Origin of the sequence: Faecalibacterium sp. An77 (genome assembly GCF_002161315.1) — a bacterium.
GTDB lineage: Bacteria > Bacillota > Clostridia > Oscillospirales > Ruminococcaceae > Faecalibacterium.
Map to the genome: position 1 here is coordinate 1 of NZ_NFHK01000022.1, position 14880 is coordinate 14880.

Here is a 14880-nt window from a genome sequence, read left to right on the forward strand (position 1 = left end):
TACTACCAGTTGCTTAAATTCCGGCGTGTAGCGTTTGTTCGGTATTCCTTTTGGCATAATAAAACACCCCACTTGTTATCCAGTATACCATACTGTCTAACAAATGGGGTGCAGTTCACGGCCGGGCACGGCGGTTTTTTGGTGTTTTTCCTTTGCGCCGGGCCGCGTCCGGTGAGCGGGGCCTCCCCCCGCTTCACCCGCCTCTGGTCACATCCTGCTTCTGATACCACGCCAGCGCGGCGGCGAAGTCCTCGGGCCGGAAGTCGGGCCACAGCCGGTCCACCACATAAAAGTCCGCATACACCGCCTGCACCGGCAAAAATCCCGACAGACGCCGCATGCCGCCCCAGCGGATCACCAGATCCACCCGGGAGATATCCCGGCTGCGGAGGCTTTCGGTGATTTTCCGGCGGCTGGACCCGGGCCGGTCCAGGTCGGCCAGATCCCACTCCCAGCCGTAGTTCACCAGAAAGTTCACCCGGATGCCCCCGCCGTTCAGGTCGGTGCGGGTGCGGTACTGCCGCAGCGGCTCGGGAAAGGCCGCAGCCCGGTCGTCCCCTGCCACCAGCAGGGACACCGGCTCGGCGGCAATCCGTTCCACCGCCTCCACGCAGGCCCTGGAAAAGGCCGCCACCTGTTCCGCCGGGCGGCGGCAATTGTCGGTGGTGAAGCCGTAATAGGTAATCTCCTCCACCCCGGCCTGCCGGGCCAGATGCAGCACCTCCACCCCCGGCGCCAGACCGTGGGTGTAGCCGTCCTGTTTGGGCATCCCCGCCCCCTGGGCCCAGCGGCGGTTGCCGTCCGGGATGATCCCGATATGCTTTGGTATGCGCATGAAAAACTCCCTCCCTTTCTCCTCCCAGCTTGGGCCGGACGGGCGGGGGTTATGCAGCCAAAGCAAAAACCGCGCGGGATTCCCGGAAGATTCCCGCATCCGGATGCGCTCCACACACAAAAAAGCCCCTGAAATCAAGCGATTTCAGAGGCTTGTGGTCGGAGTGTAATTATAGGACTTGGAAAAATCCAGTCATATCAATGGTTTTAGCGCAGCAAGAATGAGGTTTTTATCCTTGCTTGGGCTTAATAGCCAAAGCAATTAGTGCAATCAACTGTAAAACAGGATAACCGATATAGTTAATCCATGGATTGAGGATAATTGGTATAATATAGCCAATCCCACCTAGAATTCCACCGAATAATATAAGTAATAAGAATGCTAATACCTTTGTTTTATTGTCCTTAAATGTATTCATAGCCGGCACACATAATGCAATAATCCATGCCAATGCTCCACCAGACAGGAATTTAAACAATGGGATATTGTTTGCGGTTTGCTCCGAAGAGATTGCATTGGAAATTGACAACTCTCGCTGTTTCTCAATTTCTGAAATGATTGCATCATATTCTTCCTGCAACGCTGGATATTGGGATACTTTATCCATATCGATCTCAGAAAGGCTTTGCAAAATGCTCACTCTTTTTTCAATTCTATTATAGAAGAAAAAATTCGCATCTATATATGGAAAAACAATAGCTACGATAATTAGTAAGGCCGCAAACAAAGCATATAGTTTTGGATTTTTAAGGTTTTTTTGTATCCAAAACACAATTAACTCTATTGCTTTATCCATGGCATATCTCCTTTATCCTTGTCACTCCATTTTACTTAACTTGTAAGTGCAATGATAGGCTTTCCTTTTAAGAGCGTTTCTTTAAACCGGCATATATACAATAGAAAGAGACCGTCAACTTTTGTCAACGGTCTCTTCGATGGTCGGAGTGGCGAGACTCGAACACTTTAAATATATCGCAAACACGTTGTTTATGCACAAGTACGATAATTATACGAGTTTGTCCATCAGGTCTTTTGCCTGCTGCATCTCGTCGGTGTAACTGTGGGTGTAAATCTGCATGGTGGTATGAATGTCCGCATGGCCCAGCCAGAGCTGGCGGGCTTTCATGGGCACGTCGGCGCGGTCCAGCAACGTGGCGCAGTAGTGGCGCAGCTGGTGGGCGGTGACGTCCACGGTCAAATGGGCCTGCCGCCTGCCGTGATAGGGCTTGTACTCCCCCACATCGTGGGCAAGCCCCAGTTCTTTGCAGTAGGCAAGCCACCGTTTGCTGTGCTGGCTGGCGGTCAGGGGCTCACGGGTGCCGCTGATAAGGTACTCCCCCGCCGGGTGCTTTCCCTCGGTCGCCAGGCGTCTAGCCAGCGGTTCGAGGATAGGCACCTGCCGGACAGAGTTCTTCGTTTTGGGCGTCGATACTACGGGACGGTTGTTCACCCATGCCACCGACTTCGTCACCGACAACACCCGGCTTTCCAGATCAACGTCGGCCCAGGTAAGGGCCATGATCTCCCCCAGCCGCAGCCCCGTGTACATGGCCATGACAGCCAGCAGCCCCATCTTCCCCTCCTGGTGCTGCAGGATAGTCTGGATCGCAGCGTCATCCGGCGGGGTTCGCTCAGTCTTATTTCCTTTCAGGTTACGCACCAGTAGAGAAGGGTTTGCATCCCCGCCCATATCGGTACACCAATATGCAAAAATCATGGTCACCAGGCTATGCCGGTTGCGCATGGTGCCCTGGGCAAGACCCTGCGCCTTGAGCTTTTTGAGATAGTAGGATATGTCCTGGGGTTTGATCTCCCGCATCCTGCGCCCGGAAAAGTGCTCCAGCGCTACTCGATAACACGCCTTGTAACTGCGCAGACTGCCGGGCTTCAAAGTGGGCTGGGCCTGTTCCCACCAGGCTGCGGCCACTTCTTCAAACATCAGCCCGGCGGCTGCCTGCTCCTGGACACGGGCAAGATCCTGCAGCGCCTCCCGGTACTTCCCTTCCGCCTCGACGCGGCTGTGGCCGTAGAAGTGCCGCACCTTGCCGTCCGGCATCTTGCGGGCGATCTCGATCAGGCCATCCGCCCGCTGTCCCTTCTTCTTTTTTGCCATAGAGATACCTCCTTTTGGGTATGGTTTGACAGACCCCACCCAAAAGAGGTATAATCACAGTGTTCCACGACTGTGCGATGATCCTCTCTGAGGGGAGCCGGTTGCTTGTCCCGTCTACCTGCGCCAACAGGTGGGCGGGATTTTTTGTTTTATCAGCTATTCAGCAAGATAAAGGCCATCCTTGTTTCTTTTAATATTAAAAATATAATTTTCAGATACCGTATTCTTTTTGGTCCTAATATGTCTCCAACAGACAATGCGGGCTTTTCCAATATCGCCGGATTGTAAATAATAAATTTCTCCCCAAATTTCATCGCCGCCAGGGCCATCCTGTGCTTTCATGTCCCAGGCTTCATCATTGGATAAAGTCCTTACGTCCATCCGCAAAGGATACTTGGGCAGCTTTCCAGTTTTGGTCAAAGGAAGTATGGTAAGTGTGGTGTAATCGTCACCAGCAAGATCTTTTGATTCAAATCGAATTTTATCTTTCGAAAAGGCAAAAACCGGAATGGATGCATCCCTATCATGCGCCTGCCGAATAACAGAATTCAAAGAAAGAATATCTTCTGACGCTATTTTGCGATTATCGCCATCAATGAGAATGGGAATCCGGTTATCCTCCATTCCGAAATTGAATCCTCTTACATGGGAAAAATCAAAGCGGGAAGTAAATGGAATCTCTGGCATCTCCAAGTTCACCAGCTGCGGGGGTTTTCGCTGATTCCATCTTTCAAGATATGGGTCATGTTCCAGATTGGGAACCTGCGGCATTTTTGCTTCGGATTCCTTTCCCTCTGACGCAAGAGCTCCCCTCACAACAGCCAGCAACTCGTTGTATTTGTGTGTTTGATGCTGAATCATCTCTTCGCTCATGTAGGGCCTGTAGGGCTCAAAACTTTCATTGAAACGCTCAGCTGCATTCTGTTTGCCCTTGGCTGTTTTCAGGGATGCGATTTTCTCATTGGCCTTATCAAAGCAGCGGTCGATCATGTGGCAGCTGCTTTTGTTGCGAAAACTTTTATGAGACAGCTGCGCAAGGGTAGCGGAGGGATCTTCCCCGGTGAAAGTGACTCCGTATTGTCCACACTCTTTTAAGATTTCAAGACGGCCCATCAAGAAGTCATAGCGCTGGAAAAACGTTTCAGGATTGGTGGTACTGTTTAAGATATCGGCCGTTTCTTTCGCCTGCTTGAGCATCTGCGGCGCAAGGACCATTGCTTCTTTTCGATTCGTCACAGATACGTTAACGAGCGCCCACATGGGATTTGGTTGATAAAAGTCATCGGAAGGAACAGCAGCTTCAAAAAATTCCAAAGAGGGCGATGTGGGTTCCTCGCCAGCGGAATTGTTCTTTCCAGGATGGGAAAATAGCCCAGCGATTGCACGGACTGATTTGACCATTAAGAGGCCAATGCCTGCGATCACAGCCATAAACATAGCCCACATCAAACCGAAAAAGCCTTTTTCAAATTTTTTCAGGCGTCTCGCTTCTTGATCGTAGGCTGATATGCGTCGTCTCGCCATTTGCAAGCCTCCTTAAAACCAATGGGTAAAGCCGACGGCCTTGCCCTCTATTTTTATATCTTCCAGCGCGGGGCCGCTGTAGGTCTTGGGCAGATAGGAGGCATTGCAGGGCATCAGGATCAGGCTTTCGCCGTCGTAGTAGACCTTTTTCAGGGTGGCTTCGTCGCCGATGCGCACCGCGGCGATCTCTCCATTTTCCACCTCGGGCTGGATGCGGATATACACCATGTCGCCGCTATGGATGCCGGCATCAATCATGCTGTCCCCTTCACACTCCAGGCAGAAATCACAAGAAACCCCTTCGGGCACATCCACATAGCGCTCAATATTCTGCTCGGCGGTGATGGGTTCCCCACAAGCAATACGACCAACCAAAGGTTTCTGGACCATGTGAGGAAGCGGCTGAAAACCTGGAGGAACAGGTGTTGAGACTTCTTTTTCCTCGTCAATCCCGATCAAGTAAGCGGTCGTGGTGTCCAATGCCCTTGCAAAGGCCTTTACTTTTGATTGCGGAATATCTGTTTTGCCGTTTTCAATTTTGCTGATGGAAGATTTATCCTTATACCCCATGCGATTCGCCAGTTCTTCCACCGTAAGGCCCAGCTCCTGACGTCGGGCTTTGATCCTATCGTATATTTCTGACATGAGATCACCCACTTTCGATTTTATAATAGCATAGAGTGGAAGCACATTCAAGTAAAATTGAAAGATTCTTAAAAATTAGTTGACTTTTGTTCCACACCATGGTATAGTAGAGTTGTGGAATAAAATTCCACAAGAAAGTGAGGTGATTCTATGACAGACACAAAAGAATTGCGCCGCCGCATTGAGGCTGCCGGGTTGAAATACAAGTATGTAGCTCAAAAACTTGGCATCAGTCCTTACACTTTGCAGCTTAAGATCGACAACGACAACGAGTTCAAGGTGAGCGAAGTGGACTTGCTCTCCAGCTTGCTGCATCTGTCTCTGCGTGAAAAAGACGCAATTTTTTTCGCAAAATAGTGGAATAAAATTACACAAAATCAAATAAAAGTCCGCTGACAGCGGGCGGAAAGGAGGCGTAAATGAAGAAATGCTACACCGTTAATATGGGATTCTTCGGGAAGCCCACCCCTCAGGTAGTTCAAGTGTCGTTTGAAATGCCTTACCACGATTGGTCGCAATTAGAAAGTTCAGACTTGTGGCGGCGTCTTCTGGAAGTTCTGGCAGATGCTCAAAAAGAATTTGACCACTGATTGCCCCAAGTTCCTGGAGCTGGATGGGAATCCGCAAAGATTTTTCGTTGTCCACGTCTATAACACTTCCACTTTTATCTCTATCAACCTTTCTCCAAATTGTTTGAGGAATAGGCGTACACTCAATGGTTCGTCCGTTCATAAGCAGCGCCACACGAGTGATAGCGATTGGAAGCCGTGATTTGTTCTCAAAGACCATGAGGAGAAACACCACGTCCTTATAGGCTTTGATATCCAAAATGAAAATCTTTAATCTCTTTCGGTTTTTTATCCAGGTGCTGATCCACCCCGCAACGGAAAGAACAAACCCCAGAACTCCTGCTATGTCTACCAAGGTATCTAGCGATATCACTGACAAATCTTGTGATGCAGAGACAGCATCCGCCACAAACAACATATAAACACCCTCTTTCTGCCGCCATTGTAACACAGCAGAAAGTACAAGCACAAGGAGGTTGCCATGAAAAAACCTGCTCTTTGGATGTATTTTCCCGCCCTGGTCATGTCCTTGGCTGCCATTATCATTTCACTATGGAAACGATAAGTGCTGCCAGAGCAATCAGATTTGAAATAATGATCGACGCCCAGGTTGCTTTGCGGTCAAATGCTTCTTTTTGCTTTTGTGCTATTTCACTCAACTTTTTCTCCTGTTGCTTCTGATCGAGATATTCCATATAGCGGCAACCTTCTGCCGTTACTACATATTCATCATCTTGTTCTGATAAAGCATACGGAGCTATAAAACGCATCGATAAAAGGTACTTTGCTTCCACAATGTGCAGCCGCAATACAGCACCATATCGGATGTCGTTCATTACATTTCGTTCTCTTTCACTCAAATAAACCTTATCATAATCCATCGGCATCATTCCCTTTCTTCCGCCATTGTAACACGGCAGAAAGTACAAGAACAAGGAGGTCTTTTATGAAACGCGACAATCCCGAGCTGGAGGCCGTCTATCGCACCTTGTCCGAAAAGTACGGCCAGACCATGACCATGCAGGACGCTTGCAAGGAGCTTCACGTCCAGACGCCCCGGGCAGCCCGGACCATCATCCCCGAGGAATGGCACGGCGAGCGCCAGGGCAAGCGGATTCGTACATACAGTTTCGCCCGGCAGCTGGTGGCCTGGGCCAAGTGAAAGGAGGCCCCCATGCAGACGATCCTTCAGCTGGCCGGCTATGCCGACTACCACGCCACCTGCCTGAGCCCGTTTTTGTGGGCGCTGGTGGCCTTCGCCCTGATGTCCCTGGTGGTGGGCTGGTGGTGCGACCGGGCCGAAAAACGGGCCCGGCGCAAAGCCATCCAGAGGAGGCGGCGCCATGGCCGGCGGTAAACTCCGCGCCTGCCTGCGCTGCGGGGCCTATTACACCACCACCGGCCTCGCCCAAAAGTATTGCCCCGACTGCCGGCTGGCCGTCCGGGCCCAGCAGTCCAGCGCCTACTATCAAAAACAAAAGGCCGCCCTGGCAAAAGACATAACCCGGGAAGCCTCCCTGCGGCTTCTCGCCCGCGTGGCCGACTGGGCCGGCATCTCTTACGGCGCACTGATGGCCAAAAGCCCCGACGCCCGGGCCGAGCTGATCCGGCAGTATCAAGAGGAGAAAGGAGAGATTCCATGAAACGCCTGTACATCCCCGCCGCGGTGCTGGCTGTTTTATGCCTGGTCTGGATGGCCGCCCTTGTGCGGGATATGCACCGCCTGACCCACTGGCACGGCTGGCTCTAAACAAAGCGGCCCCACCCGATGGACTGGATCGGGCAGGGCCAAAAGGTGAGCAGTTGCAAGCGCTCGCCCCTATTATACAGGAGGTAAACGTATAAATCAATGAAACTTAAGGAAATCAAGTCCCTGTCCAACAAGGCGGAGGGCATCTACCACTACATCGGCCCTCAAAACACATTGATGGCCATGATTCAGGAAGGCAACGAGCTGGCAAGCGCAGTCAATAACGCGGTGGCGCTATTTATTGGCTTTGATCGCACCGGAAAACTTCCCGACTGGGAAACCAGGACAGCCATTGAACGCATCACCACACACATGGGCAACTTGCTTTGCCTCTTGGACATCATCCACGCTGCAGCCGGTGAGCTGATCCGGCCAGAAGTTGCGGATGCCATCCAGCATTCTTACCGGGTCAAGTATCACGAGTTCTTGCGCCAGGCCATCATCAACGGCATGCCGGACGATTACAAGGGCCCCCAGCAGAACCCGTATGTTGTCAATGTGAGAAAGCCTGCCATCGCATTTATGGGCGACTTTGCGGATGACTTCGACGACGGGGAGTATGAAAGCTTTGTTGGCGAAGAAGAACCCCGCGACCGCTGTCTCAAGGTGCGGTGCACCGGAACCGAATACGAATCGATCAAGCGTTACTGTTTTGCGCTTGGCCTGAAACCTTACGAGGAGGATTTGAAAAATGTCTGATTCTATGATCAACCCCAGCGCTTCGACCGCCATGGAACCCGCCGCGCCGGTGGTCGCCCCTGTTCCCGCAGAACGTCAGAACATTGCCCTTGCAATGGACACCTGGAAGCTGTCCTGCAGCATGGGCAAGGCCTATGCCATCCTTCCCGATGGTATGGTGCCCAAGAACTATGCCGGCAACCAGGCGGCCTGCACTGTGGCCTGTAATATGGCTATTCGCATGAACACCGACCCTGTTTTCGTGATGCAGAATCTGTATGTCGTCCAGGGCAACCCCACTTGGAGCGGCAAGAGTTGCAAGGCTCTGATCGACAACAGCGGCATTTATGCCGATCGCTCCACTTATCAGATGACCGGGGCGGAGGGCACTGACGAGCGCAGCTGCCGGCTGGTGGCCATCAGCAAAAAGACCGGGGAGCCTGTGGTGGGCCCTGCTGTCAGCGTCAAGATGGCGAAGGACAGCGGCTGGTGGAGCAAGAACGGGTCCTACTGGCCCAAGATGCCCGAGATGATGCTGCGGTACCGTGCCGCCGCCTACTTTGCCCGAACCGAGTGCCCCGAGGTTCTGATGGGCGCCAACATCGACATGGCCGACGGCCCCGAGGAGGTGAATAGCCTGTGATTATCAGCAAAGAGTCCGGCTGTCTGCTGATCGGCAAGGCGCTCAAAGATGCAGAAATCAAGACATCCAGCAACGGCAACCGTTATACCCGGATTTCCTTTAAGGTGGACACCCGCCCTGCCGCCGAGGGCGGCGGCAAGTACGACGGCCCGGTTGTCAGCGTGACGGTCTGGGGAGATTCGGCGGACAGCGCGGCTCACATCCAGAAGTTTGACCGGCTGCAAATCATGACTCACGCAGTGGAAAAGAAGCCCAGGGACGACGGCGGGTTCTACTATAACGCCATCGCTGAAGCCATCTTCCCTTCTCTGGATGTGGTGGCCCGCATGGTCCAGACTTACGCCAACACCGCACCGGAGCCGGTGGTGTCCACGCCGCCCGCGTCTGCTGTGTTTGACCCGTCGTTGTCCGCGCCGCTGGACGAGAGCGATGATCTGCCGTTTTGAGGAGGCTGTGACATGGAACATGAGAATAAGTCTTTGACCCTGGAGCAGCTTCGGGAATCGGGCCGTGATCCGGTATACCTTGAGGTTTTGGACCCGAAAAGAACTTTTATCCAGTCAAGCGGCTGGTGCAGAATTGAAATGATGGATGTCGGCACGGATGACGAACAAGCAAACATTTGGTGGCCCGGCAACGAAGTGAACGATATAGCATTCCCCGAGAACTACGGGGAAGTTTGGCTGGCCTACGCACACAAGCCGATTAACTTTGACGCATGGAAACCGTGCGAAAAATGCCGGTCTTGCTTTTCTTGCACACACGTTGTAGAAAACGCGAAAGATTCCAGAAACGCTTGCTTTTGGTGCGACCATATGGACAAGTTTGAACCGCTCCCGCATTGCTCCAAGTGTGGCCGCCCGCTGACTGCTGAGGCCCGCGAAATGCTGGATCGTAGGTTGAGGGGATGACGGCATGGCTGAGCGTCGTATGTTTGCCAAGTCGGTCATTGATAGCGATCTGTTTCTTGATATGCCGATGACTGCCCAGGCGCTTTATTTTCACTTAGCCATGCGGGCGGATGATGACGGGTTTGTCAACAATCCACGGAAGATCCAACGCATGATCGGAGCCAGTGACGATGACTGCCGCATCCTGATTGCCAAACAGTTCATCATCCCCTTCGACAGTGGGATTGTGGTGATCCGGCACTGGCGCATTCACAACTACATCCAAAAAGACCGGTACAAGCCAACCCTTTACGAGCAGGAGAAGGCCCAGATTGCTCCTGACCAGTCCGGTGCCTATGTATCCACTTTGGATACAGAATGTGTCCAGGATGTGTCCACTTTGGATACACAGGTAAGGTTAGGTAAGGATAGGGTAGGTAAGGTTAGGATAGAGGGAGAGAGTAAGGCGAAGCGCAAGCGCTTCACCCCGCCCACACTGGACGAGGTGGCAGAGTATTGCAACGAGAGGCACAACTCCATCAGCCCGGCAGCTTTTATTGATTACTACGAGGCCAGGGGCTGGAGGTATGGCACCGGGAAGCCCATGGCAGACTGGAAGGCTGCTGTTCGCACCTGGGAACGCAGGGACAAAGTCGGCGGGCAAGACGGCAAACGGACCCGAAGCTCTGCCGAAGCCTATCACGCTATTTTTGAAGAAATGGGGCTCACATGACAACAAATAGATTGGCTACAGCACTCAGCAAGATCGACGATTATTTTAGGCTCCAGCTCACCGATGACGAACGCCGGGCCCGCACGGAGGTGTATACATATGCTTTGCGGGACGTCCCGGACGAGGTGGCCATGCCGGCCCTGATGCGGGCGCTGACGGTATGCCGGTATCCTTCCCAGCTGCTGGTGGACTGGTGCGCAGAGATCAAAACCGCCAGCGCCCAGACTTTGCCGTCTGAAAGCGACCTGTGGCAGCAGGCCCAGAAGGCTGCCAGGCAGATCGAGCAGGAAAGCTACTGGGCCGCCACCGGCGGCATGGTGACAGGCAGCGGTAAACTCACGCCCACATACCTGCGGGAGCACGTCTGGCAGGTGTTCAAGTCTCTGCCCCAGGCCGTCCAGGACTGGGCCGGCAGCCCCAGCGAACTGGTGGCGCAGATGTCCAGGCCACTGGCGGAGGTCACGCAGTTTGTCCGGCCGTCCTTTGCCAAGGCGGTAAAGGCCGCCCAGCCCCAGGCGCTGGCTTTGCAGCCGGAAGTTCCGCGGCTTGAGCCGCCCCGCGTGGACCGGCCCCAGCCCAGCGGGAACGATTTTCTGGCCGACGCGGTGGAGAGGCCGCGGAGACACAAACGAAAGGAGACCTAACCATGAAAAAGATTCCGACCCTGTTCGAGCGTACCTTTGCAAACCACAAAGTCACCGGAATTTCGGACAAGGTGACGCCCGGCTGTGAATGGGTACTTGCCGGCGAAGGCGTGGCCACCATCAAGGTGGACGGCTCTTGCTGCGCCGTGATTAACGGCGAGTTTTACAAGCGCTATGATGCGCGAAAGGGCAAGATGCCGCCCGAGGGCGCAATTCCATGTTGTGAGCCTGACCCGGTGACCGGTCATTGGCCGCACTGGGTAAAGTGCCGCCGGGAGGACCCGGGCGACAAATGGTTTTGGATGGCGTTTTACGGCCAGGCATCGGATGGAACTTATGAGGCCATCGGACCGCACTTCCAGGGCAACCCATACAACCTTGACGCCGATATTATGGTGCCTCACGGCAAAAAGATCGTGGATGTGCCACGGACCTTTGAGGGCATCCGCAAGTGGCTGCAAGAGCATTATGTGGAGGGCCTGGTGTTCTGGAGAGACGGAACGCCTGGCTGCAAGATCAAACGCTCTGACTTTGGGTTTGACTGGGGGAAGAAGAGAAAATGAACATGGACAACCTTGAACGCCGCGCCCTGCTGGGAGACCAGCAGGCACAGGAGGAATGCACAAGGCAGGGTATCGCCATACCGTGTTGGCGTTGCGGCGGATCAGCTGAAGTTCGGCGACTGAACTCCGAAGGAAAGCCGATTTACGCTGTAGTTTGCAAAAGAAGCTATTGCGGGGCCTATGGAAGCACTTGCCCAACACTTCAAAAGGCGATTGCGTATTGGAATCGCCGCCCCGCGCCTCCGATCGGCCGGTGCAAAGACTGCGATTGTTATTGGCCAAATGCTGAACAGTGCGGACATAGCGGGGAGACCGTAAAGGAAAATGATTTCTGCAGCAAATTCAAGCCAAAGGAGGCACCCAATGAATGACCTGCTCTGGTGCGCCACGCTGAAAGGCGCACCCCGAACCAAGAAAAATCACCAGCAAATCCTCAGAAACCGCTCAGGGCGGCCATTTGTGGCCCCTAGCAAGGATTTCTTGCTGTACCAGGAAAAATGTCTGTGGCAAATCAAAACGCCTCACAGGGCCATTTCTGAGGCTGTGAATGTGCGCTGCCTTTACTACATGCCGGACCACCGCCGTGTGGACCTGGTGAACCTGATGGAGGCCACCTGCGACATCCTGGTGAAGGCCGGGGTGCTGGAGGATTTGAACCCCGAGAGCCCCGCCCAACAGCTGGGCAGAGCGGGGGCTGCCGCACGATGGCCGGGCGGCAAAGAGGAATCCGCCAAGCGCTCTCGAAAAGAGCTTTCCGCCGCCTTCGATGCCTGCCTGATGGATGGGCAAGTCACCATCTATGCACTGGCCGAGTACATGGATCTGAAACCAGATACGATCAAGCGGCGCTTGCGGGCCGACGGAGGTTACTGGATTGACGGTGAACAGGTAGGCCGGCGCGAACCTGGCAGCGCTGGATAATCCGGGAAAATGCCTGCATTATCCGAAAACGGGAAAGTAAAATAGCGGAATTTTGCATTTTCCGAAAACGGGAAAATGCCTGTAAAATACCGCTATTTTCCGTATTTCGGATGGGAAAATGCCTTATATATAGCAAGTTTGCATTTGTGTTGGGTGTCCCCTGTGTGGGGGCGTCAGACCCCGCCCCACACGGGGAACCCCCTCCCAACACTGTGCCATGTTTCGAGAGAGGAGAGACAAGCCATGCAGTTTTTTATCCCCATGCGCCCGCCCACCGTCACCCACCACGACAAGGACCTTCACGCCTTCATGCGGGGCGGCAAACCCTGTGCGGTGCTCCACGACAGCCCCGAGCTGAAAGCCGCCCGGGCCAAACTGCGGGCCGGCCTTGCGCCCCATGCCCCCGCCGCCCCTCTGGGCGGGCCGGTGCGGCTGGTGGTGAAATGGCTGTTCCCCGCCGAGGGCCGCCACCCCGACGGCGCCTGGAAAACCTCCAGGCCCGACACCGACAACCTGGACAAGGCCCTGAAAGACGAGATGACCCGGCTGCACTTCTGGCATGACGACGCCCAGGTGGCCAGCGAGATTTCGGAAAAGTTCTGGGCCAATACCCCAGGGATTTTCATTCGGGTGGAGGCGCTGGGATGAACGGATTGGAATGGATTGTCCGCATTGCCGCCGGCCTGGGCGGGGGTGTGCTGGTGCTCTTTTTGCTGGCGGGCACAGCCGGGACCATTTGTGCGGCGATCCTATCAGGCCGGACCGACCGTGAAGAAAAAAGCCGGGAGGCGCCAAGTGAACAAACTTGAGATTCTGTTTAAGGCCAAACGCATTGACAATGGCGAATGGGTTGAGGGCTACGTTTTTGACAACGATGAGACGAGGCCTGAAATGAGAAAGTTTTTCGTGGGCGGTCTTAGTATCTCCAAATATCAAGGGACAGCTTGCGACGACTGGAGCATCAACGGTAGTAACTTTTACGAAGTCGCCCCCGAAACTATTTGCCGGTACACAGGCTTGACCGACAGCGATGGCAACAAAGTTTTTGAAAATGACATCCTCGAATTCACGGAAAGGCCCGATCCGCGCACGTGGCTCGGAATGCTTGAATTCGGAGACGCGTACGACGCATCTATGTGGGGCTGGCAACTTGTTTGGGTGGGAGGAGATCCCAATCCTGCGATTTCGTATTATTTCAACATGAAAGAAGAAATAGCACGCAGCAAAGTGGTCGGAAATATCCACGACAAGGAGGCTGGAAAGTGAGCAAAACGAGACGGCCGTGGAAAGGCTTTGTACGGTACATGATCTACAACTACCCACACTTGTGCCGTGAAGAAGAGCACACTGGCAAAACCGCAGATGCAAATCTGCGCGAGCTGCCGGAAGCCAAGCGCCGACAGCTGGAAGCCGTGCGTCAGGCGATCGATGCCGTCAGAGCTACTAAAAACGGGGATGCGAAACTGGAAGTCATTGACTTGTACTACTGGAAAAAGTCCCACAAGCTCTATGGCGCAGCTCTGAAGGTTGGGGTTTCCGCTCATACGGCGATTGACTGGAATACTGAGTTCATGGATTTGGTTGCAAAAAATTATGGACTGATTTGAAAAACTGAATTTTTGAGCTCTCAATCTAGGGTATAATGGTGCCGCTGAAGCCGTGGGCTTTCGCCCGCGGCTTCTATCATACATCCATAGCAGACGACAAAGACGGATCAGAAAGGATGCAGATCAGAATGGTTGATACCGAATACTTGCAGAAGCTGATTGCTCGCAGTGGATACAAACGCAAATACCTGGCCCACTTTTTGCACATGAGCGATGGCACCCTGCGGAACAAATTACTCAAGAAAACAGATTTCAGCATTTCAGAGGCTCAGCAGCTGAGTTTTGTCCTCGGGATGACCCGCGAAGAAACGGCCCGATGTTTCTGGCCCAATGAAAGAGAGGCGCAGCATTATGACAGCCAAGCACCGTAAACTTTGCCTGTTCTATCTGAACTGCTGGGGCCTGCTGGAAAGGTGTTCCGACTCCAAAGAACAGCGCTGGCTGCTTGCGATTCAGAAAACCGAGGCCTACTACCTCACGCGGGAAGGAGCAATCAGCGCCATCGTGTTTGACCTGCATTTTCGGCGGAAACTATCCAGGAGCAAAACCATCCAGGAAGGCCATATAAGTGCCACATCCTATGACAAGGCGCTGACCGATATCCTGAGCACTCTGGCCGTATATGCTGCGCAGGATGGGCTGCTGGATTAACCGGGGAAGTTGAATCCTCCCCCGGGCGGCATGCAGAAAGGAAGTGAGAACCTCCCAATGAAGCAGACGGTTTCCTTGTTTCTTGTTTTATGGGGAATCTGCTATTACATCGTC

At 53.6% G+C, this 14880-nt stretch carries 25 protein-coding genes; 18 read left to right on the forward strand and 7 right to left on the reverse strand.

From position 1 onward, the window contains the following. Positions 1–193: 193 nt before the first annotated feature. From uppS to B5G28_RS08500, 5 genes are all read right to left on the reverse strand, one after another. Positions 194–835, reverse strand: coding sequence for a polyprenyl diphosphate synthase (gene uppS / locus B5G28_RS08480; RefSeq protein WP_087247833.1), 642 nt, complete (start codon positions 833–835; stop codon positions 194–196). 229 nt (positions 836–1064) lie between these two features. Then, positions 1065–1631, reverse strand: a complete 567-nt coding sequence (locus tag B5G28_RS08485) for a hypothetical protein (RefSeq protein ID WP_087247835.1) — start codon at positions 1629–1631, stop codon at positions 1065–1067. A gap of 210 nt (positions 1632–1841) precedes the next feature. Then, a complete protein-coding gene (locus B5G28_RS08490) occupies positions 1842–2948 on the reverse strand; it encodes a site-specific integrase (protein WP_087247836.1) in 1107 nt (368 codons plus the stop codon). 156 nt (positions 2949–3104) lie between these two features. Further along, positions 3105–4472, reverse strand: coding sequence for a hypothetical protein (locus tag B5G28_RS08495; protein ID WP_087247838.1), 1368 nt, complete (start codon positions 4470–4472; stop codon positions 3105–3107). Positions 4473–4484: 12 nt separating this feature from the next. Further along, positions 4485–5117, reverse strand: coding sequence for a S24 family peptidase (locus tag B5G28_RS08500; protein WP_087247840.1), 633 nt, complete (start codon positions 5115–5117; stop codon positions 4485–4487). A gap of 150 nt (positions 5118–5267) precedes the next feature. Here B5G28_RS08500 and B5G28_RS08505 point away from each other — a divergent pair, with 150 nt between their 5' ends. Continuing rightward, a complete protein-coding gene (locus tag B5G28_RS08505) occupies positions 5268–5474 on the forward strand; it encodes a hypothetical protein (protein WP_087247842.1) in 207 nt (68 codons plus the stop codon). Positions 5475–5555: 81 nt separating this feature from the next. Here the strand turns inward: B5G28_RS08505 and B5G28_RS08510 are convergent, their stop codons facing one another. Together B5G28_RS08510 and B5G28_RS08515 are read right to left on the reverse strand one after the other, a co-directional pair. Continuing rightward, a complete protein-coding gene (locus tag B5G28_RS08510; RefSeq protein ID WP_087247844.1) occupies positions 5556–6104 on the reverse strand; it encodes a hypothetical protein in 549 nt (182 codons plus the stop codon). Positions 6105–6228: 124 nt separating this feature from the next. Further along, a complete protein-coding gene (locus B5G28_RS08515; RefSeq protein ID WP_087247846.1) occupies positions 6229–6576 on the reverse strand; it encodes a hypothetical protein in 348 nt (115 codons plus the stop codon). A 56-nt stretch (positions 6577–6632) separates the two neighbouring features. On the opposite strand from B5G28_RS08515, the gene B5G28_RS08520 reads away from it, so the two are divergent. The 17 genes from B5G28_RS08520 (at position 6633) to B5G28_RS08595 (ending at position 14766) form a co-directional block, all read left to right on the forward strand. After that, positions 6633–6848, forward strand: a complete 216-nt coding sequence (locus tag B5G28_RS08520) for a hypothetical protein (RefSeq protein WP_087247848.1) — start codon at positions 6633–6635, stop codon at positions 6846–6848. A gap of 12 nt (positions 6849–6860) precedes the next feature. Next, positions 6861–7043 carry a hypothetical protein gene (locus B5G28_RS08525; RefSeq protein ID WP_087247850.1) on the forward strand — a complete coding sequence of 61 codons (183 nt, stop codon included), beginning with the start codon at positions 6861–6863 and terminating at the stop codon, positions 7041–7043. Beyond that, positions 7030–7329 carry a hypothetical protein gene (locus B5G28_RS08530; protein WP_087247852.1) on the forward strand — a complete coding sequence of 100 codons (300 nt, stop codon included), beginning with the start codon at positions 7030–7032 and terminating at the stop codon, positions 7327–7329. The genes B5G28_RS08525 and B5G28_RS08530 overlap by 14 nt, the downstream gene beginning before the upstream one ends. 206 nt (positions 7330–7535) lie before the next feature. Then, the gene (locus B5G28_RS08535; RefSeq protein ID WP_087247854.1) at positions 7536–8135 is read left to right on the forward strand and encodes a hypothetical protein; all 600 of its coding nucleotides are present in this window, start codon (positions 7536–7538) and stop codon (positions 8133–8135) included. After that, a complete protein-coding gene (locus B5G28_RS08540) occupies positions 8128–8757 on the forward strand; it encodes a hypothetical protein (protein ID WP_087247855.1) in 630 nt (209 codons plus the stop codon). Before B5G28_RS08535 ends, B5G28_RS08540 begins: the two co-directional genes overlap by 8 nt. Continuing rightward, a complete protein-coding gene (locus B5G28_RS08545; RefSeq protein ID WP_087247858.1) occupies positions 8754–9203 on the forward strand; it encodes a single-stranded DNA-binding protein in 450 nt (149 codons plus the stop codon). Before B5G28_RS08540 ends, B5G28_RS08545 begins: the two co-directional genes overlap by 4 nt. 12 nt (positions 9204–9215) lie before the next feature. Continuing rightward, positions 9216–9668, forward strand: a complete 453-nt coding sequence (locus B5G28_RS08550) for a hypothetical protein (RefSeq protein WP_087247860.1) — start codon at positions 9216–9218, stop codon at positions 9666–9668. 4 nt (positions 9669–9672) lie between these two features. After that, positions 9673–10380 carry a hypothetical protein gene (locus tag B5G28_RS08555; protein WP_087247862.1) on the forward strand — a complete coding sequence of 236 codons (708 nt, stop codon included), beginning with the start codon at positions 9673–9675 and terminating at the stop codon, positions 10378–10380. 11 nt (positions 10381–10391) lie between these two features. Next, positions 10392–11024, forward strand: coding sequence for a hypothetical protein (locus tag B5G28_RS08560; protein WP_144265508.1), 633 nt, complete (start codon positions 10392–10394; stop codon positions 11022–11024). A 2-nt stretch (positions 11025–11026) separates the two neighbouring features. Then, complete coding sequence (locus B5G28_RS08565) at positions 11027–11587, forward strand: hypothetical protein (RefSeq protein WP_087247867.1); 561 nt, start codon at positions 11027–11029, stop codon at positions 11585–11587. A gap of 363 nt (positions 11588–11950) precedes the next feature. Further along, positions 11951–12508 (forward strand): hypothetical protein, encoded by a 558-nt coding sequence (locus B5G28_RS08570; protein ID WP_087247869.1) that lies wholly within the window; start codon positions 11951–11953, stop codon positions 12506–12508. 243 nt (positions 12509–12751) lie between these two features. Beyond that, positions 12752–13156, forward strand: a complete 405-nt coding sequence (locus B5G28_RS08575; protein ID WP_087247871.1) for a RusA family crossover junction endodeoxyribonuclease — start codon at positions 12752–12754, stop codon at positions 13154–13156. Then, positions 13153–13317 (forward strand): hypothetical protein, encoded by a 165-nt coding sequence (locus B5G28_RS14700; RefSeq protein WP_158099605.1) that lies wholly within the window; start codon positions 13153–13155, stop codon positions 13315–13317. The genes B5G28_RS08575 and B5G28_RS14700 overlap by 4 nt, the downstream gene beginning before the upstream one ends. Further along, positions 13304–13774: a YopX family protein gene (locus tag B5G28_RS08580; protein ID WP_144265509.1), complete on the forward strand. Its 471-nt coding sequence runs from the start codon at positions 13304–13306 to the stop codon at positions 13772–13774. Before B5G28_RS14700 ends, B5G28_RS08580 begins: the two co-directional genes overlap by 14 nt. Beyond that, positions 13771–14115, forward strand: a complete 345-nt coding sequence (locus B5G28_RS08585) for a hypothetical protein (protein WP_087247873.1) — start codon at positions 13771–13773, stop codon at positions 14113–14115. The genes B5G28_RS08580 and B5G28_RS08585 overlap by 4 nt, the downstream gene beginning before the upstream one ends. Positions 14116–14243: 128 nt before the next feature. Beyond that, positions 14244–14486 (forward strand): hypothetical protein, encoded by a 243-nt coding sequence (locus B5G28_RS08590; protein WP_087247875.1) that lies wholly within the window; start codon positions 14244–14246, stop codon positions 14484–14486. Further along, positions 14467–14766 (forward strand): hypothetical protein, encoded by a 300-nt coding sequence (locus B5G28_RS08595; protein WP_087247877.1) that lies wholly within the window; start codon positions 14467–14469, stop codon positions 14764–14766. Before B5G28_RS08590 ends, B5G28_RS08595 begins: the two co-directional genes overlap by 20 nt. Positions 14767–14880 lie beyond the last annotated feature (114 nt).